This window comes from Microbacterium nanhaiense (assembly GCF_014646015.1).
GTDB lineage: Bacteria > Actinomycetota > Actinomycetes > Actinomycetales > Microbacteriaceae > Microbacterium > Microbacterium nanhaiense.
The window spans coordinates 154,552-173,644 of the sequence record NZ_BMMQ01000007.1 but is presented as its reverse complement, the minus strand read 5'-3'; the positions used below and the strand labels follow the sequence as shown (position 1 = coordinate 173,644).

Here is a 19,093-nt window from a genome sequence, read left to right as displayed (position 1 = left end):
TGTCTAGGCGGTCGTGAGCGCGTACCCGATGAGGAGCATCGTCACCAGGAAGCCGCAGAGGTAGTTGATCCAGAGGAAGTGGCGCCAGCCGCGGTTCGCGCGCCCCGACTTCTCGTCGGAGATGCGCGCGAAGGGCCCCGCGGCGAGTAGGTAGGGGATGGCGAGGAGCGCCGCCCAGGCGCCCGGCCAGCCGGTCGTGAGCATGAGGGCGCCCGCGAGGGTCCAGAGCGCGAGGGCGAGCCGCACGGTCCGGGCCGCACCGAGCACGGTCGCGATCGACGCGATCCCGCCCTCGCGGTCGGGCACGACGTCCTGCACCGCGCCGAACGCGTGGCTCGCCATGCCCCACAGGAAGAAGGCGAGGAGGATCGTTCCCGAGGTCAGGCCCGGCAGCTCGCCGGCCAGCAGGATCCCGTAGAGCGCGGGCGAGCAGAAGTGCACGCTCGAGGTGATCGAGTCGAGAACGGGGATCTCTTTGAAGCGGAACGGCGGCGCCGAGTACGCGACGACCGCGAACAGACTCACCGCGAGGGCGAGCCACGACAGGGGCGGGCCCAGCACGACGAGCGCGATGACGAACGGCAGGCAGGCCAGCGCCGCACCGACGAGGACGAGCCGGTGCCGACTCGGGGCCAGGAGCGCTCCCTCGACCCCGCCCTTGCGCGGGTTCGCGACGTCCGACGCGTAGTCGAAGACGTCGTTGATCCCATACATCGCGAAGTTGTAGGGGACGAGGAAGAAGATCGTGCCGATCACGAGGGCCGCGTCGACCTGACCCGTCACGAGCAGGTACGCGGCCGCGAAGGGGAACGCCGTGTTGATCCAGCTCAGCGGGCGCGAGGCGGCCAGGAGCTCACCGATCATCGTTCCTCCTCAGTCGGGCCCAGAGCGCCGGAAGCATGATGACGGCGGCCAGAGGGTAGGCGAAATCCTCGATGGGGGCGAGGCCGATGCGCGGCCCGATCAGGTGCGCGTCGGTGTAGGTGAACAGGCCCGCGGCGATCATGGCGGTGTCGAAGACGGCCGTCAGCGTGAGGAGGGCCAGCCCTCCCGCGACGAGGGCGAGGGCGGGCACGCGCTCGCCGCGGCGGACGGCGAGGAGTGCGGCCGCCGCCGCGATCGCGAGGAAAACGGCCGAGAGCGCGAGGTAGGTCACGATCCGGATCCCTTCCGCTCCCGCGCCTGCAACAGGCGCTGGGTTCCCAGGACGAGCACCATCGTGACCTCGCAGAGGAACAGCAGGAAGATCGGCTCCTCGAGCGGAAGCTCCGGCGCGAGCATGACGCCCGTCATGAACGGCCCGTCCCCGCGCAGGAAGATTCCCAGAGCGATCCCCGCGAGATCCCACGCGAGGAAGAACGCCACACCCACGGCGAGCACGACGAGCGCCCGCCGCCAGTCTCGCCCGAGGAAGAGGCGGAACCGCACGTCGATCGCGATCATGCAGGCGAGGCAGACGAGGAGCGAACCGAGGTAGACGAGGCTCATGCGGGAACCTCGCTCGGACCCGCGGATCGGTCGCCGCGCACCCGCTTCAGCACCAGCTCCGCGCTGATGAGACACATCGGCAGGCCCACGCCGGGCACGGTCGTCGCCCCCGCGAGCAGCAGGCCGCGTATGCCGCGGGCCCGCGTGCTGCCGCGGAGTATCGCGCTCTGGCGGAGCGTGTGCGCGGGACCGATCGCGCCGCCGCGCCAGGACCCGTACTCGCGCTCGAAGTCGGCGGGGCCGATCGTGCGGCGCACGACGATGCGCTCCTCGAGATCGGGGATCCCGGCCCACTCCGAGATCTGCCGGATCGCGGCGTCCGCGGCGCGTTCGACGCGCTCGTCGCCGCCCCCGCCGATGCCGGTATCCGCCGGGGTCGGGATGAGGACGAAGAGGTTCTCGTGCCCCGCGGGCGCGACGGAGTCGTCGCTCGCGCTCGGACGACACACGTAGATCGAGGCCGGATCCGGGATCCGCGGCGTGGATCCGTAGATCGCGTCGAAACCCTCCTCCCACGCGTTCGTGAAGAACAGGGTGTGGTGGGCGAGCTGGGGGAGCTCGCCGCGCACGCCGAGCAGCGCGAGGACGGCGCCGGGCCCGGGGTTGCGGCGGCGCCACCAGCGCGCGCTACGGCGCGGCGCCCGGGGCGGCAGGAGCTGCTCGGTGACCTGCGCGTCCGCGGTCGAGACGACGATGTCGGCGGCGAATACCTTGCGCTCGCCGCCGGGCGTGCGCGTCTCGACGCCGCGCGTTTTCTTCCCCTCGACGAGGATGCGTGCCGCGCGGTGGCCCGTGAGGATCCGGACGCCGTTCTGCTCGGCGAGCCGCGCGATGGCGGCGATGATCTCGCCGAAGCCGCCGCGGGGGTAGAGCACGCCCTGGTCGACGTCGAGGTGACTCATCAGGTGGTACATGCTCGGCGCGTCGGCGGGGGACGTGCCGAGGAACACCGAGAGGTAGCCCAGCACCTGCTGCACGCGGCGCGACGACGAGTGCTCGGCGATGAAACGGTCGAGGGGTTGCGCGAGGAGACGGGCGAGCCTCGGGAGGCGGCGCAGCGTCTCGCGGTCCGCGACGCCGTCGAGCGAGGCGAAGTTCGTGTAGAGGAAGCGGCTGGTCGCCATCGCGTACGTGTCCGCCGCGGAGTCGAAGTAGCGCGTCAGATCGTCGCGGGACGCCGGATCCAGCCCGATGATCGCCTCGCGCGCGTTGTCGGCCGGGAGGTCGAACGGTGCCGGGTCGCCCTCGAAGTACACGCGGTAGCCGGGGTCGAGGCGCGCAAGATCGAGCTGTTCGGCCGAGGAGGTGCCCATCATGCGGAAGAAGTGATCGAACACCTCGGGCATGAGGTACCAGGACGGGCCGGTGTCGAAGGTGAATCCGCCCTCGCGCCAGGTGCCGGCGCGCCCGCCGATCTCATCGCGGGCCTCGAGCAGGGTCACGTCGTGCCCGTCGCGGGCGAGCAGCGCGGCCGTCGCGAGCCCGGAGATCCCGCCGCCGATGACGACGATGGAGCGCGCGCTCATCGCGGATCCTTTCCGGCGATCGCGCGGAGCACGATCGCCGCCTTCGCGCGCCGCGGCACCGAGAGGCGCTCGCGGCGGATCCGCTCGGCCGGGGCGGCGGCCAGCCGGCGGTTGAGCGCGGAGAAGAGGCCGAGCGCGGCGCCCGTCGCCCGGCGGGCTCGGCGCGGCAGGTGCCGCAGCGCACGGCGGGCCGCCGCGAGGTCGGCGTCGATGTCGGCGACGATGGCGTTCTTCTGTTCGTCGGTGAACCGGTCGGGGTCGACGCCGGGGAAGTAGCTGCGGCCCAGGCGGTCGCAGTCGTCGGCGAGGTCGCGGAGGAAGTTGACCTTCTGGAATGCCGCCCCGAGGCGGCGCGCGCCCTCTTCGGCCTCCGGGTGGCGTGTTCCCGCGCCGCCGCCCTCGAGCATGAAGGCGCGGAGACACATGGATCCGACGACCTCGGCCGAGCCGTGCACGTAGCGGCGAAAGGCGTCGTCGTCGAAGGTGGCGGGCGGGTCGATGTCGGTGCGCATCGAGTCGAAGAAGTCGCCGACGAGATGCTCCTCGAGCGATACCTCGCGGGCCGTGACCGCGAAGGCGTGCACGACGAGGTTTGCGCTGAAGCCGCGTCGCATCGCGGCGAGGGTCTCCTGTTCGAGCGCGTCGAGGATCCGCCGCCGCTCGGGCGCGTCGACACCGGCCTCCGCGGCCGGGCCATCGACGATCTCGTCGGCAACCCGCACGAGGGCATAGATGTCGGCGATGGCGCGCCGGACGGGGCGGGTGAGCAGGCGGCTCGCCAGCCCGAACGAGGTCGAGTACGCCCCGATGACGCGCGCCGAGGAACCGCGGGCGGTCCCCGTGTAGAGCTCGAGGCCGGTCATGATTCCCGCTCCGCGCAGCGATGCGCGAGCCGCGTGAGCTCGTCACGGAGGCGTGAGGGGAGGCTCGAACGCTGGATCCGTTCGACGCACTCGTCGCGCCGCCGCGCGAGGAGAAGCTCGGCGCGGGACCTGGCGCCGCTGTCGATCAGCGCGTCGCGCATGAGCTGCGCGTCGTCGGCGTCGAGCGAGCGCCTGCCGAACAGGTGGCGGACGCCGTCCCAGGCGTCGGTGCCCTCCGCGTAGGCGATGAGCAGGGTGCGCTTGCCCTCGCGGAGGTCGCCGTCGACCGACTTGCCGAGCAGTTCTTCGGATCCGAAGACCCCCAGAAGGTCGTCGCGCAGCTGGTAGATGAAGCCGAGCGAGCCACCGATCTCGTCGAGGTCGGCGCAGGTGTCGGCGTCCGCGCCGGCCACGGCCCCGCCCGCGCGCAACGGCGCGGCGAAGGAGTATGCGGCGGTCTTGTTGCGCATCATGCGAGAGATTTCGTCGGGCGTCGGGTCGAGGGTTCCCACGGACAGGCCGATGTCGGCGAACTCGCCCGCGGCGGTGACGAAGAGGCACTCATCGACGATCGATTGGAGGCGCGCGGACGCGGGAGCAGGGATCTCGGCGAGGACCGCGTGGACGGCGCTGATGAGCAAGTCGCCGGCGAGGAGGCCCGCGGCGCCGCCCCAGGCGGTGGAGGCCTCGACGGAGGACTCGGCGTCGAGAGCCTCCGCGACGAAGGCACCCTGGAGGTTCGTCTCGCCGCGGCGGACGAGGTCGCCGTCGAGCATGTCGTCGTGGATGAGGAGCGCGGTGTGCAGCAGCTCGACGGCCGCCGCCGCGGAGACGGCCGCGGCCTCGTCGCGCCCGCCGAGCGCGGCGTGCGCGTGGAGGAGGAGCTGCGGGCGGATCCGCTTGCCGCCGCGGAGCGCGGCCCGAATGCGGATCCAGAGCCGCTGGTACGCGGGGCCCATGGCCTCCGCGCGGTCGATCCGCTCGGCGAGCAGGGCCTCGAGGCGGTCGTCGACCGCGGTGAGGGTCTGCGGGTTGGCGAACATCAGGGCTGCCCCTCGAGTGCGGGCTCGGCGGGCAGTTCGCGGGCGAACTCGGGCTCGAGGAGGCTGAGGAGCTCGAGCTGCTCGACCATCCACGGGCTGAAGGCCCAGGGGGTGGCGCGGGCGGCGGCGAGGAGGTCTTTCGGGCTCACCCACTCGAGATCCATCACCTCGTCGGGGTGAGGGAGGGGGTCGGTCGTCGCGGTCGCGATGTACACGGGGCAGATCTCGTTCTCGACGATTCCGGAGGCGTCGATCGCGCGGTATCGGAAGTCGGGCAGGGCGAGCCTGAGGCCGGTGAGCTCCATGCCGAGTTCGTGCGAGGCGCGACGCGCGACGGCGTCGGCGATGTTCTCGAAGGGTTGGGGGTGCCCACAGAACGAGTTCGTCCAGGTGCCGGGCCAGGTGCGCTTCGAGAGCGCGCGTCGAGTGACGAGCACACGGCCGCCCGCCGGGTCGAAGACGTAGCAGGAGAAGGCGAGATGTAGCGGAGTGTCGCCGTGGTGTACACCCCCTTTCTCTGCCGCTCCGATGCTGGCACCGTCGTCGTCCAACAGAACGACTCGCTCTACGTGTGTCACGAACCCTCTCCTCTCTAGCCTTTTACCTAGTAAATAGTATGCTGAGTGGAATTACAACATGGATTAAGATCTAGGGGTGACGCAAGATGACGAGAAGGTGCGAAGCCTCGTGGATCCGCGATTGATGGATCCCTCGGGCGAGATCGTCGCGCACCGGCACCTCGGCGCGGAGGATGTCGAACAGGTCGTCGCGGTTCTCGAAGCCATGGGAGCGTGGAGCCGGTTGGAGCGGGATCTCAGCGAGAAGGCCCGCGAGTACATGCGGCTCGGCGATAAGGACATGCGGGCGCTGCGCTATCTGATCGCGGCTCAGCGGCAGGGCGTCCTCGCGACCCCCGGCATGATCGCGGCGCACCTCCGGATCAGTCCGGCGGCGACCACGAAGCTCACCGATCGACTCGAGGCGGGCGGTCATATTCGGCGCCTGCCGCACCCCGCGGATCGGCGCCGCATCGCCATCGAGGTGACGGAGTCGACGAGCGCGTCGGCGCGCGCCTCCGTGGGGCGCAGCCACGCGCGTCGCTTCGATGCGATTGCGTCGCTGTCCGGCGAGGATCGCGCCGCCGTGTTGCGCTTCTTCGACGCGCTCACGCGGGCGGCCGAGGGCATCGAGCCGGGGCTCGGCGAGGCGTAGGGGGCGCGCTCGCGTCTGCGGGCCCGCCGCGGATCCGCTCTGGCGCCGGGGTCGGCGGTGCGAGACAATCCTGCTCGGGGGACCGTGCGACATCAGGGAGCATCATGACGGGCATGACGACAGGCGGCATCGAGATCGAGCGCGACATCCTCGCGCCACCGACCGCGGTATTCGCGGCGTGGACGAGCGCCGACAGTTTCGCGCGCTGGTTCGGAGGGGCAGAGGTCGAGGTGCCGCGGGAATCGCTCGACTTCGTGGCGGAGCCGGGGCGGAATTGGGCCGCACAGATGGTGCTCCCCGGCGGCGGAACGATCGACTGGGCCGGCGAGGTTGTCGAGGTGTCGCCGAGCGAGCGCTTCGTGTTCACCATCACCGACGAACCGGCGAACCCCGAACGGGCGCGGGTCGAGGTTGAGCTGACGGAGTTCGCCGGCGGCACGCGGGTGCGTTTCGCGCAGGAGGCGCCCGGATTCACGGACGAGCAGAAGGCGGGCCTCATCGCGGGGTGGGAAGGGTTCATCGACGAACTCGCGAAGATCGCGACTGCGTGACGGGGTGAGTTGCGTCGCGCGCTACGTGTGAGCTGAGCGGTGCGGGTGGCGTCTGGGCGCGTTGCTTCGCGGCGGCACGGGGTGAGGGGCTCGATCGAGGCGCCGCGCCGGGTGTCGTTGCGACGTAGGTCGAGGTAGTCACCTCTGCGGGGGCGGTCGTGGCGAGTGTGCGTTCTTGCTCGCGGTCAGGGGTCGGCGGGGACTTTCTCCCGTGCTGGGTTGCGTGCCGGATGGCGCGTGCCAGGCGTCGAATGCCGAGTGCTGGTTGCTCGGCGGGGGCTGCGCTGGATCCCGGATGTCGGATACCGCGTGTCGCGTGTCGCACCTGGCAGCGTCGCGGGTTCTGCGGTGGATGTCGTGTGCTGGGTGTCGGTTGTCGAGTACTGCGCCGGATACCGGGTTATGGAGGCCCGGTGCAGGGTTCCGGAGGTCCGGTGCAGGGCGCCGGACGCCCGGGTGCCCGGATACCCGGTGCCGGGTGTCTGATGCCGGGAGCAGGTTGGTCGATGCTGTGCGGTGGGGTTCGAGGTTGAGACACCAAGTGCCGGCCGACGGTCGGCATCCTGGGCTTACCGGGTGTCGATTGCTATTGGCAGTTGCCGGGCAACGCGCTACCGGTTGGACATTAGCTCTTGCCTGCTGCCAGCGGCGCGGGCGCAGGCGAGCTGTCTCTGGCGTGGCGTGATTCTCCGCAGGAGCGACCGCCTCCCACGCCGGCAAGGAGAGGAAAGTCGTACCGGGAACAGACCGGCGGTTACTTCGATCGTGCCGACTGCTCCGGANGGTGGGTCCGCAGGGTCGCTTGAGTCTTCAATCGAGGGGTCCCACATGTGATTCGGCGGTGGGGCTGATGGCGACGGCGGTGCTGACGCTGGTGGTGATGTTGACGCGGGTGGTGATGCTGATGCTGACGGTCACGGTGATGCTGGTGACTGTGACTGTGACTGTGACTGTGACTGTGGCTGTGGCTGTGGCTGTGGCTGTGGCTGTGGCTGTGGCTGTGGCTGTGACTGTGGCTGTGACTGTGACTGTGACTGTCGCGGCGACGGTGCTGCCGACGGTGGTGATGTTGATGCCGATGCGGGTTCCGTTGTGGGCTCTTCCCGGAAGAACACCCGGCTCGGTGGCTCGGTCTCGTAGGAGTACCCGGACGGACTCGTCCACTCGATGACCCCGTCGTCAAGTTGCTTCATCTGCCAGTCGGACTGATGTTTCATGACGTGGTGTGCCTCGCAGAGGCAGGCGAGGTTGGACATCGTCGTTCGGCCGCCTTCGGCGAAGGCGTGGGTGTGGTCGATGTCGGTGCGGCGTGCGGGTGTGGTGCAGCCGGGGAATCGGCAGGTGAGGTCTCGTCCGATGAGGGCGCGTTTCTGCCAGGCGGTGGGCCGGTAGTGGTCGATGTGTTCGACGATGCCGGTGTCTGGCCGGTAGAAGAGCCTGTCCCAACCAAGGGAGGTACCGGCGAGGTGTCGTGCGGTGTCGGGGGAGATGAGGGTTCCGGCGTCGAGCCAGGCGGTCCCGTCGTCGGGGTTGAGGATCATGGTCGCGGGGATCGTGATCTGCACCTCGGCGCGGATGTGGGTGAGGGTTTCGGTGGTGCCGGCGCGGTGGAGGTCGTGTCCGGTGGGTTCGGCGCCGAGGAGGAGGTCGATGAACAAGTCGGTGCGGAGCTGGTCGAGGCTACGGTGATCGGTTGCGGCCGTCACCGCCTCCGGGGTGAGAGCGCCCGCGGTGACGGGTGTTCCCGAGCTGTCCGCTGCTTCACCGTCCGTTCCGATGTCACTCGTGCCCGCGTGGGCCGTGTTCGTGCCGTCGAGGCTCGCTCTCCCGCTCATCCCCGCCGCGCTCGAAGAACCCGTGGGCGCCCCGCCGTCGGCGACGGCGTCGTCGGCCCCGCTGCTGGAGGTATCGACGCCGGCCGCGCGGGAGCCCCGCACTTCCCGGCACGCACACCCCTCCGCCGCACACTCCGCCCCGATCGGATGCCCGACCGCCCGCCGGTACTGTTCCCGTACCCCGGCCCGGTCGTGTTTGACGATCTTCGCGAGCTTCGTCAACCGGTCATACACGGCATGCACTTCCAGGGATGGCCCGTTCACCCGGAGGGTGCTCATTCCGTCGTCGAGGTCGGTGATCGATACGAACCGTCGCTCCCGGGCCCGCTGGTGTCGTTCCCGGGGTGAGAGGTCGGCCATCTCCGCGGCACGTTTCTTCGCCACCCGAGACAGCTCCCCCGGCGTCATGGTCTCCGCAACCGGAACCGTGGCAGAGTCGAACGCCGCCCGCGCGTCCGGGTGAAGCGCGCCCCCGGCCTCGGTGATCACCCGTGCGTGCTTCGCGGAGATCGTGCCACCGGCGAGCGCGTCGAACGTCGCCGGGAACCGCAGGGTGAGGGTCTCGGCGTCTTCCATCGCGTGTTTCGCGGCGACGGGATGCGTATGGGTGGCGGCGGCGATGTCCGCGGCCATGGCGCGGCGGGCGTAGTCGATGCCATCGCGGTTCGGGGAGCGTTCCCCGGACGCGTGGGCGACGCCGGCGAGGCGGGTGAGGCTGCGGGCCTTGAGCGCTTCGAGGCGGGCGATGGCCCGGTCGTAGCGGGCGATGTCGCCCACGAGCAGGGCCGTGACCATGCGCTCTACCGGGTCGAGCCCGGTGAGCGAGGAAGCGGCGCCTGTGGTCATGTTTCTACGCTAGAAACAACCACCGACAAACGAAGCGTGCCCCGAGAAGAAAAATCGAAGAAAAATGCGGCGCAGGAACGGGTGCCCGGACCCACATGGATCCGGCGCACCCGGCCCGGAGCTACTTCGCGAGGAAGCTCACGAGGGCGGCGTTGACCTCGTCGGCATGCGTCCAGAGCAGCCCGTGGGGCGCGCCCTCCACCTCGACGTACTCGGCCGCGGGGACGGCCCGGTGGAAGCGGCGCCCCGTCGCGTCGATCGGCAGGATGTTGTCCTTCGTTCCGTGCAGGATGAGCGTCGGCTTGCCCGCCTCGCGCACGGCCTCGACGTCGCCCCGGAAGTCCTCGATCCACGTGGGAACCACGGCGTACGCGGCGACCGGGGCGCTCGTGACGGAGAGGTTCCAGTTGGCCGTCACGACCTCCTGGCTGATGCGCTCACCGAGGTTCTCGTCGAGGTTGTAGAAGTCGTTGTAGAACTGCGTGAACCACGCGTACCGGTCGCCCTTGGCCGCGGCGGCGATGCCGTCGAAGACCTCCTGCGGCACGCCCTCGGGGTTGTCGTCGCGCTGCACGAGGAAGGGCTCGAGCGAGGCGAGGAAGGCGAGCTTCGCGACGCGCTCGTGGCCGTAGCGCGCGACGTAGCGGGCGAGCTCGCCCGTTCCCATCGAGAAGCCGACCAGCACGACGTCGCGCAGGTCGAGGGTCTCGAGCACCGTGTTGAGGTCGGCCGCGAAGGTGTCGTAGTCGTATCCCGTGCTCACCTTCGACGACTGGCCGAATCCGCGGCGGTCGTAGGTGATCACGCGGTAGCCGCGGTCGAGCAGTTCGCGGGTCTGGCGCTCCCAGCTGTGGCCGTTGAGCGGGTAGCCGTGGATCAGAACGACCGGCTGGCCGGATCCCTGATCCTCGTAGTAGAGCTCGATGGGGGTGGTGTTCTCGGTTCCGACGGTGATGTAACCCATGGTGCGGTCCTTTTGCTCGAGGTGAGATCGGCCGTTCACTCCTGCCACGCACCACACTAGAGAACGAACACCACCCCTGGGGCCGCACGAGAATCGGAAAAATCACGAAACTCGGAAGGATCCGCGCCTCGCGCCCGAGTTTCGTGATTTCTCCGAGATCGGTGCGGGGCTACCGCCTCGTCGAGCGCAGTTCGGCGAAGTCTTCGTACCGGTGCTCGCCGGCCGCGCGCTCGGTCGCGGCCGCCTCGCGGGCGCGTAGCTCGGCCCGGCGGATCTTGCCCGAGATCGTCTTCGGCAGCTCGGCGAACTCCACGCGGCGCACCCGGAGGTACGGCGCGAGCGCTCCCTTCGCGTGCTCGAGGATCGCCAGGGCCGTCTCCGCGTTCGCCTCCCAGCCCGCGGCCAGCGCGATGTACGCCTTCGGCACCGTCAGGCGCGTCTCGTCGGGCGCGGGCACGACCGCCGCCTCCGCGACGGCGGGGTGCTCGATGAGCGCGCTCTCGAGCTCGAAGGGCGAGATCTTGTATCCGGACGACTTGAACACGTCGTCCGTGCGCCCCACGTAGGTCAGGTAGCCGTCGGCGTCGCGAGAGGCGATATCGCCCGTGTGGTAGTAGCCGTCGGCCATCGCCGCGGCCGTCCGCTCGGGATCCGCGCGGTAGCCGGCCATCAGGTTGCGCGGATCCTGCGACAGATCGAGGCAGACCTCGCCCTCGTCGGCCGCCTCGCCCGTCGCCGGATCGATCAGCACGACCGGCACTCCGGGCAGCGGCCGGCCCATCGACCCGAAGTGCACCTCGGATCCCGGGGTGTTGCCGATCTGCGCCGTCGTCTCGGTCTGCCCGTATCCGTCGCGGATCGTCAGGCCCCACTCGCGCTGCACGTGGGTGATGACCTCGGGGTTCAGGGGCTCGCCGGCCCCGACGAGCTCGCGCAAAGATCCGCCGCGGCCCGCGAGCGGGTGCTGCACGAGCATGCGCCACGCCGTCGGCGGAGCGCACAGCGTCGTAACTCCGGCGCGCTCGATCTGCGTCAGCAGCGCCTCGGCGTCGAAGCGGGCGTAGTTGTAGACGAAGATCGTCGCCTCCGCGAGCCACGGCGCGAAGAAGCTGCTCCACGCGTGCTTTGCCCAGCCGGGAGAGCTGACGTTGAGATGCACGTCGCCCGGCATGAGGCCCAGGAAGTACAGCGTCGACAGGTGGCCCACGGGGTAGGAGTACTGCGTGTGCTGCACGAGCTTCGGCGAGGAAGTCGTCCCCGAGGTGAAGTACATCAGGAGCGGATCCGTCGGCGCCGTCCGCACCTGAAGCGGATCCGCGTTCGCGTGGCTGCGCGAGGCGGCGTAATCGGTCCAGCCCTCCGCGCCGCCGACGGCGATGCGGAGGAAATCGCCCTCGACGCCCGCGAACTTCGCGGCGTCCGAGCCGTTGGCGATCACGGCGCGCGCCGCGATGCGCTCCACGCGCTCGCCCAGGTCGGCGGATCCGAGCGCGGTCGTCGCCGGCACGACCACGGCGCCGAGCTTCATGATCGCGAGCATCGACTCCCACAGTTCGACCTGGTTGTCGAGCATGAGGAGCACGGCGTCTCCCGCGTCGACGCCCTGCTCCTGCAGCCAGCGCGCGAGGCGATCGGAGCGCGTCGCGATCTCGTCGAAGGTGAACCGCTGCTCGGATCCGTCCTCCTCGACGATCCACAGCGCGGTGCGGTCGTTGCCGCGCGCGATGCGGTCGAACCAGTCGATCGCCCAGGTGAAGCGCTCGCCCACGTCGGGCCAGGCGAACTCGACGGAGGCGCGACCGTAGTCGGTGCGGGTCGCCACGATCACATCGCGCGCGGCGCGCAGGGCGTCGTATGCCTGGGGGTTGTCCGTTGCCGTCATCGATCCTCCTCGCGCGCGGTCGGCGCTCGAATATCGTACGGGCAAGGACGCCCCGGGCCGGCCTGCGCCGCGGCTACTCGGCCTGCGACGCGATCTGCTTGCGCACCTCGTCCATGTCGAGGCCCTTCACGGCCGTGACGACCTGCTTGAGGGCCTGCTTCGGGAGGGCGCCGGCCTGGCGGAACACGAGCACGCCGTCGCGGAACGCCATCAGGGTCGGGATCGACGTGATCTGAGCCGCCGCGGCGATGCCTCGGGCCGCCTCGGTGTCGACCTTCGCGTGCACGACGTCGGGGTTCTGCTCCGACGAGTCTTCGAAGATGGGGCCGAACTGGCGGCACGGGCCGCACCACTCCGCCCAGAAGTCGACGAGCGTGATGCCCTCGGACAGCACGGCCTTCTCGAAGGTGTCGTCGGTGAGTTCGATGGTAGCCACGGGTGTCCTCTCGTTTGCCGGGCAGGTTCCATCCACGGTACGCGGCTGAGCGGGCTCGAGGGCCGCTCGCGGCGATTCATTCATGTGAATACAGATTGGAGGAGCACAATGGAGGCATGCACACCCCGCTGATTCCCGAGATGCCGAAGCCCCAGTACGTCATGTCGCAGGAAGGGTTCCGCCTCGCCACCTATACCTGGGGCGACGAGGATGCCCCCGTCGTCCTCGCCGTGCACGGCTTCGCGTCGAGCGCGCGCGACAACTGGGTCAACACCGGCTGGGTCAGCAGGCTCGTCGATGCCGGCTTCCGCGTGCTCGCGGTCGACCAGCGCGGGCACGGGCAGAGCGAGAAGCCGCACGACGCCGAGAACTACACGATGCCCTCGCTCGTCGCCGACGTCGAGGCGATCCTCGACGTCTACATGGTTGACCCGGTGCTCTACCTCGGCTATTCGCTGGGCGCGCGCGTCGGCTGGCACGTGGCGGCGGAGCTGTCGAACCGCGTCGAGCGCGCCGTGCTCGGCGGGATCCCGGACGGCCGCCCGCTCGGCCGGCTCGATCTCGAGCAGGCCCGCGCCTACATCGCGGACGGAACGCCCGTCACGGATCCGGCGACGCAGAACTACGTGCGCCTCGCCGAGAGGGTGTCCGGCAACGACCTCAGCGCGCTCGTGGCGCTCGCCGAGGGCATGCGCTTCGGCGACGAGAACCCCGACATGGGCGACGCCCCGCAGCAGCCGACGCTCGTCGCCGCCGGAACCGACGACACCATCTTCGAGGACGCGAAGGGCCTCGCCGCGCTGCTGACCGACGGATCCTTCGTCGAGATCCCGAAGCGACACCACTTCAATGCGCCGGGCGCCCGCCAGTTCAAGGACGCGGGCATCGACTTCCTCAAGGCGGCCCTCGACGCCTGAGCCGCATTTACGGAGATGAGCCGCTATCGCGGAGGGATCCCGGACGATCCTCCGTGGTAGCGGCTCATCTCCGCCGTACGGGCGCGCGGGTCACGGCTCCTCGGGCCAGCTCGCGCGTGGCCAGCCGTCTTCCCAGACCACCGGCAGAAGGCCGAGCCGGAACATGCCGTCCTGTTGGCCGTCGTACCAGTGGAAGGCCAGCAGCTCGCCCGAGAGCGACTGGCCGCCGGGGCCGATGCGGTCGCCGTCGCTCGTGAGGACGACGGTTCCGCCGTCCTCGAGCACGGAGGATCCGGCCTGGTCGAGGTAGGGGCCGGTCACCTCCTCGGCGCGGCCGACGATGATCTCGTAGGTGCTGTCGACGCCCCGGCAGCAGAACCCGCGCGAGGCGAAGAGGTAGTAGGCGTCGTCGTGCGGGACGATCGTGGGCGCCTCGATCGCGTTCTCGAGCATGCCGCGGTCGGCGATCGCCGTGGGCTCCGCGCCGTCCGCGAGGAGGCCGCTCGGCCACTCGAGCTCGACGATCTGAAGCCCGCTCGAGAAGGAGCCGAAGGCGAGCCAGGGCGTGCCGTCCTCGTCCTCGACGATGTTCGGGTCGATGGCGTTGTAGGGCATCCCGGCGCTCGAGATGACCTCGCCGCGGTCGACCCACTCGTAGGCCGGATCCTCCGGATCGAGGGTCGTGTTCGTCGCGAGGGCGATGACCGAATCGTTGCTGCCGAACGTCGAGGCGGCGTAGTAGAGGTACCAGCTCCCGTCGTGCTCGTAGAGTTCCGGCGCCCAGAGGTTGTCGACGCCGTCGATGCGCTCCGTGAGCCATTCGGGTTTGCGATCCCACACCTCGCCGACGTACTCCCACTCGGCATCGTCGTCCGAACGGCGGATCTGGATGCCGCCGTCAGCGATCTGGCCGTTGCCGGTCGAGTAGATCCAGCTCGGCTCGCCGTCGGTCCCGCGCACGTACGCGGGGTCGTGCACGAAGACGTCGCCCGACAGCTCGGGCGCGGACGGCGTGGGGGCGCACGCCGTCGGCGCCGCCGCCGCGAGGACGACGGCGGCGCCGATCAGGATCCGGCGGATCCGCGACAGCATGCGGCGCTCAGCTCGCCAGCGCGACGGCCGACCACGACACGGGCGGCAGCACAACCGTGAGGGTTCCCTCGTCGAGGCTCGCGCCCTCGAGGGTCTTGAGGCCGACGCGCTCCTGGTCTTCGAGGGTGTTCTTGGCGTACACGTCGTCGTCCCACAGGGTCACGGCCTCCGTGATGCGCGACGCGGCGAGCTCAGAGACGTCGACCGTCACGGTGATCGATTCGGTGCGGCTGCGGTTGACGAGGAACACCGCAGAACGCTCGTCGTCGGCCGTGACGATGGCGTCGACCAGAGGGGCGGCGCCGTGGGCGGCCGTGTCGTAGCTCGGCACGTCGATGCGCGGGCGCAGCACGTCGCCCGAGGCGAGGCGCGAGGTCACCGAGAACGGGAAGAAGGTCGTCTGGCGCCAGGCGTCGCCGCCCGGTTCGGTCATGATCGGCGCGATCACGTTGACCAGCTGGGCGAGCGAGGCGCTCGCGACGCGGTCGTGATTCGCGAGCAGCGTGATCAGGAGGTTTCCGAGCACGACGGCGTCGGCCACCGAGTAGACGTCCTCGAGCTGACGCGGTGCGTAGCGCCACTCGTCGTTGACCTCGTCGGACTCGCGGTGCTCGTCGAGGTACCAGATGTTCCATTCGTCGAAGGAGAGCTTGATCTTCTTCGACGAACGGAGCTTGTTGCCGACGTGGTCGGCCGTGGACACGACGGTCTCGATGAAGTACTGCATGTCGAGCGAGGAGGCGAGGTAGGAGTCGAGGTCGCCGCGGCGCTCCTGGTAGTACGCGTGGCACGAGATGAAGTCGACGTGCTCGTAGGCGTGCTCGAGGACGGTGCGCTCCCAGTCTCCGAAGGTCGGCATGGAGGATCCGGAGGAGCCGCAGACGACGAGCTCGAGCCCGCGGTCGGCGGCCTTCATCGCCTGCGCCGTGCGGGCGGCGAGCTTTCCGTAATCGTCTGCGGTCATGTAGCCGGTCTGCCACGGGCCGTCCATCTCGTTGCCGAGGCACCACATCCGGATGTCGTGCGGCTCCGGGGTGCCGTTGGCGATGCGCTGATCGCTCAGCGCCGTGCCCGATGGGTGGTTGCAGTACTCAAGCAGGTCGAGCGCGGCCTCGATGCCGCGGGTGCCGAGGTTCACGGCCATCATCAGCTCGGATCCCGTGAGCTTCAGCCAGCGCGCGAACTCGTCGACGCCGACCTGGTTGGTCTCGAGCGAGTGCCAGGCGAGGTCGCGGCGCACGGGGCGCTTCTCGCGCGGCCCGACCGAATCCTCCCAGCGGAAGCCGGAGACGAAGTTGCCGCCCGGGTAGCGGATCGTGGTGGATCCGAGCTCGCGCACGAGTTCGACGACGTCGAGGCGGAAGCCGTCCTCGTTCGCGGTCGGGTGCTCGGGCTCGTAGATGCCGTTGTAGACGCAGCGTCCGAGGTGCTCGACGAAGGAGCCGAAGATCCGGCGGTTCAGCGGGGCGACGACGGCGTCTCGGCGGACGGTGATCTGTGCGGTGGTCACGGGGGATCCTTCTCTTTCGGGCGCGCGGAAGCGCCAGGGTGGTGCGTATGGGAAGCGGGGCTCAGCGCGCGAGCGCTGCGGCGCGCGGGTGGTGCGCGTCGAGCTGAGCGAGGCGGTGGTCGACGAACCAGCCGCCGACGAAGAGGGGGACGGAGAGGCCAAGGAGCGGGATGAACATCGGCAGCGCGAGGAGCGAGGCGATGATCACGGCGAGCGTGCCCGTCAGGACGAGCGTCATGAGCGGCGAGGCGAGCGGCAGGCCCAGGGCGAATCGCAGGGTCGGCAGGATCCGGTCACGATAGCGCGCATCGATCGCGAGGGCGGCGACGAGCGCCAGGACGGTGTACAGCCCGGCGACCCAGGTGAACACCGCGAGCATCGTCGCGACCGGTTGCGGCAGCGCCGAGAGCACGAGGGTGTCGGCGATCAGCAGGACGCCGGTGGCCGCGAACGGCGCCCCCAGCGCGTTCGCACGCCAGAACCGTGCGCGGTACTCCGCGACGAAGCGGCGCACGATGCCCGTTCCGTCGCCGTCCCGGAGCATCGTCAGGCACACGGTGCCCGCCGAGAGCGCGGGCAGGACGCCGAGCACGACCGCCCCGGCGAGCGCGCCCGCCACGATCAGCAGGTTGACGACGATGAGCGCCGACAGCGCGCGGAGCCAGGACATGATGCGCCCGACCCAGCCCTCGTCGGCGATCATGGGGCCTCCTCCTTCGAACCGATCCAGACGACGCCATCGCGGTCGAGACCGCCGAACGCGAGCACCGCTCTCCCCGTGCGCGGGTCCGTCGCCCCGAACGCCACGGCGTCGAGGACGACGTCGGAGTCGTCGTGGACGACGATCTCGCCGGTCACGGGATCCGCGGCGGTGCGCAGGGATCCGCTCACGCGGAGCGTGCGGGAGTCGATGACGTCGGTGCGTGCGGGGTCGAGGCGTACGACGTTCCACGTGCCCTCGAGGCCCTGAGGTGCGTCGAGGCGCTCGGCCTCGTAGCCCGCGAAGGGGTGCGGCGACGCGATCGGCCATCCGCCGCGCGTCGTATGCACGCGCCGGATCTGCGCCTCGTGCTGCCGGGGATCGTCGGCCCGGCGCACGTGGTGCACGAGGAATCGCGCGGCCCCGTAGAAGAAGACGGAGTTGTGCCCCGGCGCGCTCCAGCCGATGGTGCCGGGGAAGCGCAGCCCGCCGAGGATCTTCGTGCCGGCGCGCGCCTCGTCGGCCGCGGGCGCGTCGAGGAGGGGGCGGCCCGCGGCGTCGCGGTAGGGGCCCGTGACCTCGGTCGCGGTGCCGACCCGGATGCTGTAGCTGTCGAACAGCGAGTCGTAGGAGACGTACAACAGGTAGTCGTCGTGCTCCGGGCGGTACTCCACATAGGCGCCCTCGACGGCGCCGTCGACGCCGGGGGAGCGCCGCGCGATCAGCACGGCATCGGCCCCCGCGAGCGGTCGGCCCGATTCGGCGTCGAGGCGCACGGTGCGGATGCCGTCGAAGAAGGATCCGTAGGTGAGCCACGGCTCGCCGTTGCGGTCGAAGACGATCGCGGCGTCGATCGCGTTGTGGGCGTCGGCCTCGTGCACCGTCGAGACGACGACGCCCTCGTCGCTCCACGGGCCCGCGGGCGACGGGGCCGTCGCGAGGCCGATTGCGGAGGTGCGGGATCCGAAAGACGATGCCGAGTAGTACATGCGCCAGCGGCGTGCGTCGTCGCCGCTCGGCCAGCGCACCACCTCGGGGGCCCAGAGCCCGACCGCGCCGGAGTGGGCGCGCGCCGGCTCCGGCACGCCGGGAAGCGCCGTGCCGGCGAGGCTCCACCGCACGAGATCCGTCGAGGTGCGCACGTGGGCGCCCGCGGGGATCTCGCGCTCGTCGACGGCGGCGTCGGTCGAGAACATGTACCAGAGGCCGTCGTCGCCGCGCACGACGGTGGGATCGTGTGCGCCGAGCGCCCGCCCGGTTTCCGTATCGACGCTCATCCCTTCGCCCCCGTCAGCGCGATCGACTCGATGATCTGCTTCTGGAAGACCGCGAAGACCACCAGGACGGGGATCAGCGCGATGAAGGATCCGGCCATGATCAGCGGATAGTCGGTCTGGCTCGCGTAGGTCATGTTGAGGCTCGCGATGACCAGCTGCAGGGTCTGCTTCTCGGGGGAGTTGAGGTAGATGATCGGGCCGAGGTAGTCGTTCCAGACGCCCATGAACCAGAGGATGAACTGCGCCGCGATCGCGGGGCGGATCACCGGGAAGATGAGCGTGAAGAAGATGCGCGTGTAGCCGGCGCCGTCGATCTTCGCCGCCTCGATGATCGAGTCGGGCACCGAGGCGAGGTACTGCCGGAGGAAGAAGACCATCACGATGTTGCCGAAGATGCCCGGCAGGATGAGGGGCCACAGGGTGTCGACGAGGCCCGCCGAGGCGAACATCGAGAACTGCGGAATCATGATCGTCGGGAACGGGATCATGATCGCGCCGAGCAGGGTCAGGAAGATGGCGTTCTTGAACGGGAGACGGAGCTTCGCGAAGGCGAACGCCGCCAGCATCGACGCGATGGTGCCGAGGATGGTGACGCTGGCCGAGACGATGATGCTGTTCCAGATGCCGCTGGCCAGGGGTGCGGCGCTCCACACGCGCACGTAGTTGTCCCAGACCACCGGATCCGGGATCCACTGCGGCGGCAGCGCGAAGACGGCCTCCTTCGTCTTGAGCGAGGTGCTGAAGGTCCACAGCAGCGGCGCGATCATGATGATGCCGCCGATGGAGAGCACCGTGATGAGGACGGCGTTCACGGCGCGGTACGAGCGCGACAGGCGCGGACCGCTCACGCGGCGGCGATCCTTCGGAACGCGGGGGAGGACCTGCGCGATCGTCGAGTCGGTGGCATCCGAGGGTGCCGTCTGAACGGGAGTGTGAAGTGTCATGGCGGGC

19 protein-coding genes are annotated in these 19,093 nt (G+C 70.0%); 3 read left to right on the top strand and 16 right to left on the bottom strand.

What is annotated here, in order from left to right; genetic code table 11:
* Positions 1 to 3 precede the first annotated feature (3 nt).
* The 7 genes from IEX05_RS11885 to idi are packed head-to-tail and all read right to left on the bottom strand — an operon-like array spanning position 4 to position 5,498.
* Complete coding sequence (locus IEX05_RS11885) at positions 4 to 864, bottom strand: prenyltransferase (protein ID WP_188702149.1); 861 nt, start codon at positions 862 to 864, stop codon at positions 4 to 6.
* Positions 854 to 1,156: a lycopene cyclase domain-containing protein gene (locus IEX05_RS11880; RefSeq protein ID WP_188702147.1), complete on the bottom strand. Its 303-nt coding sequence runs from the start codon at positions 1,154 to 1,156 to the stop codon at positions 854 to 856. Before IEX05_RS11880 ends, IEX05_RS11885 begins: the two co-directional genes overlap by 11 nt.
* Positions 1,153 to 1,488, bottom strand: a complete 336-nt coding sequence (locus tag IEX05_RS11875) for a lycopene cyclase domain-containing protein (protein WP_188702145.1) — start codon at positions 1,486 to 1,488, stop codon at positions 1,153 to 1,155. Before IEX05_RS11875 ends, IEX05_RS11880 begins: the two co-directional genes overlap by 4 nt.
* Positions 1,485 to 3,014, bottom strand: a complete 1,530-nt coding sequence (gene crtI / locus IEX05_RS11870) for a phytoene desaturase family protein (RefSeq protein ID WP_188702142.1) — start codon at positions 3,012 to 3,014, stop codon at positions 1,485 to 1,487. Before crtI ends, IEX05_RS11875 begins: the two co-directional genes overlap by 4 nt.
* The gene (locus tag IEX05_RS11865; protein WP_188702139.1) at positions 3,011 to 3,877 is read right to left on the bottom strand and encodes a phytoene/squalene synthase family protein; all 867 of its coding nucleotides are present in this window, start codon (positions 3,875 to 3,877) and stop codon (positions 3,011 to 3,013) included. Before IEX05_RS11865 ends, crtI begins: the two co-directional genes overlap by 4 nt.
* A complete protein-coding gene (locus IEX05_RS11860; RefSeq protein ID WP_188702137.1) occupies positions 3,874 to 4,920 on the bottom strand; it encodes a polyprenyl synthetase family protein in 1,047 nt (348 codons plus the stop codon). The genes IEX05_RS11865 and IEX05_RS11860 overlap by 4 nt, the downstream gene beginning before the upstream one ends.
* Positions 4,920 to 5,498, bottom strand: coding sequence for an isopentenyl-diphosphate Delta-isomerase (gene idi / locus IEX05_RS11855; RefSeq protein ID WP_188702135.1), 579 nt, complete (start codon positions 5,496 to 5,498; stop codon positions 4,920 to 4,922). Before idi ends, IEX05_RS11860 begins: the two co-directional genes overlap by 1 nt.
* A 76-nt stretch (positions 5,499 to 5,574) precedes the next feature.
* Between idi and IEX05_RS11850 the strand changes: the two genes are divergently transcribed.
* On the top strand, positions 5,575 to 6,132 hold the full coding sequence (locus tag IEX05_RS11850; protein ID WP_229661284.1) for a MarR family winged helix-turn-helix transcriptional regulator: 558 nt from the start codon (positions 5,575 to 5,577) through the stop codon (positions 6,130 to 6,132).
* A gap of 113 nt (positions 6,133 to 6,245) precedes the next feature.
* On the top strand, positions 6,246 to 6,683 hold the full coding sequence (locus IEX05_RS11845; protein WP_188702133.1) for an SRPBCC family protein: 438 nt from the start codon (positions 6,246 to 6,248) through the stop codon (positions 6,681 to 6,683).
* Between the two features lie 914 nt (positions 6,684 to 7,597).
* Here the strand turns inward: IEX05_RS11845 and IEX05_RS11840 are convergent.
* The 4 genes from IEX05_RS11840 to trxA all read right to left on the bottom strand — a co-directional run bounded on the left by IEX05_RS11840 (position 7,598) and on the right by trxA (position 12,646).
* Entirely contained in the window at positions 7,598 to 9,364 is a 1,767-nt protein-coding gene (locus IEX05_RS11840; RefSeq protein WP_188702131.1) for an HNH endonuclease signature motif containing protein, read from the bottom strand.
* Between the two features lie 121 nt (positions 9,365 to 9,485).
* Complete coding sequence (locus IEX05_RS11835; RefSeq protein WP_188702130.1) at positions 9,486 to 10,328, bottom strand: alpha/beta fold hydrolase; 843 nt, start codon at positions 10,326 to 10,328, stop codon at positions 9,486 to 9,488.
* 169 nt (positions 10,329 to 10,497) lie between these two features.
* Complete coding sequence (locus IEX05_RS11830; protein WP_188702128.1) at positions 10,498 to 12,210, bottom strand: AMP-binding protein; 1,713 nt, start codon at positions 12,208 to 12,210, stop codon at positions 10,498 to 10,500.
* A gap of 73 nt (positions 12,211 to 12,283) precedes the next feature.
* Complete coding sequence (trxA, locus tag IEX05_RS11825; protein WP_188702126.1) at positions 12,284 to 12,646, bottom strand: thioredoxin; 363 nt, start codon at positions 12,644 to 12,646, stop codon at positions 12,284 to 12,286.
* A 116-nt stretch (positions 12,647 to 12,762) separates the two neighbouring features.
* On the opposite strand from trxA, the gene IEX05_RS11820 reads away from it, so the two are divergent.
* The gene (locus IEX05_RS11820; RefSeq protein WP_188702123.1) at positions 12,763 to 13,563 is read left to right on the top strand and encodes an alpha/beta fold hydrolase; all 801 of its coding nucleotides are present in this window, start codon (positions 12,763 to 12,765) and stop codon (positions 13,561 to 13,563) included.
* A gap of 90 nt (positions 13,564 to 13,653) precedes the next feature.
* Here IEX05_RS11820 and IEX05_RS11815 read toward each other — a convergent pair whose 3' ends face one another.
* The 5 genes from IEX05_RS11815 to IEX05_RS11795 form a co-directional block, all read right to left on the bottom strand.
* Positions 13,654 to 14,655: an arabinan endo-1,5-alpha-L-arabinosidase gene (locus IEX05_RS11815; RefSeq protein ID WP_188702122.1), complete on the bottom strand. Its 1,002-nt coding sequence runs from the start codon at positions 14,653 to 14,655 to the stop codon at positions 13,654 to 13,656.
* A 7-nt stretch (positions 14,656 to 14,662) separates the two neighbouring features.
* Positions 14,663 to 16,165: an arabinosylfuranosidase ArfA gene (gene arfA / locus IEX05_RS11810; RefSeq protein WP_188702120.1), complete on the bottom strand. Its 1,503-nt coding sequence runs from the start codon at positions 16,163 to 16,165 to the stop codon at positions 14,663 to 14,665.
* A 61-nt stretch (positions 16,166 to 16,226) separates the two neighbouring features.
* Entirely contained in the window at positions 16,227 to 16,868 is a 642-nt protein-coding gene (locus IEX05_RS11805) for a YesL family protein (RefSeq protein WP_188702118.1), read from the bottom strand.
* Positions 16,865 to 18,142 carry an arabinan endo-1,5-alpha-L-arabinosidase gene (locus IEX05_RS11800; protein ID WP_188702117.1) on the bottom strand — a complete coding sequence of 426 codons (1,278 nt, stop codon included), beginning with the start codon at positions 18,140 to 18,142 and terminating at the stop codon, positions 16,865 to 16,867. The genes IEX05_RS11805 and IEX05_RS11800 overlap by 4 nt, the downstream gene beginning before the upstream one ends.
* Positions 18,139 to 19,086 (bottom strand): carbohydrate ABC transporter permease, encoded by a 948-nt coding sequence (locus tag IEX05_RS11795; protein ID WP_188702115.1) that lies wholly within the window; start codon positions 19,084 to 19,086, stop codon positions 18,139 to 18,141. Before IEX05_RS11795 ends, IEX05_RS11800 begins: the two co-directional genes overlap by 4 nt.
* Positions 19,087 to 19,093: the final 7 nt, after the last annotated feature.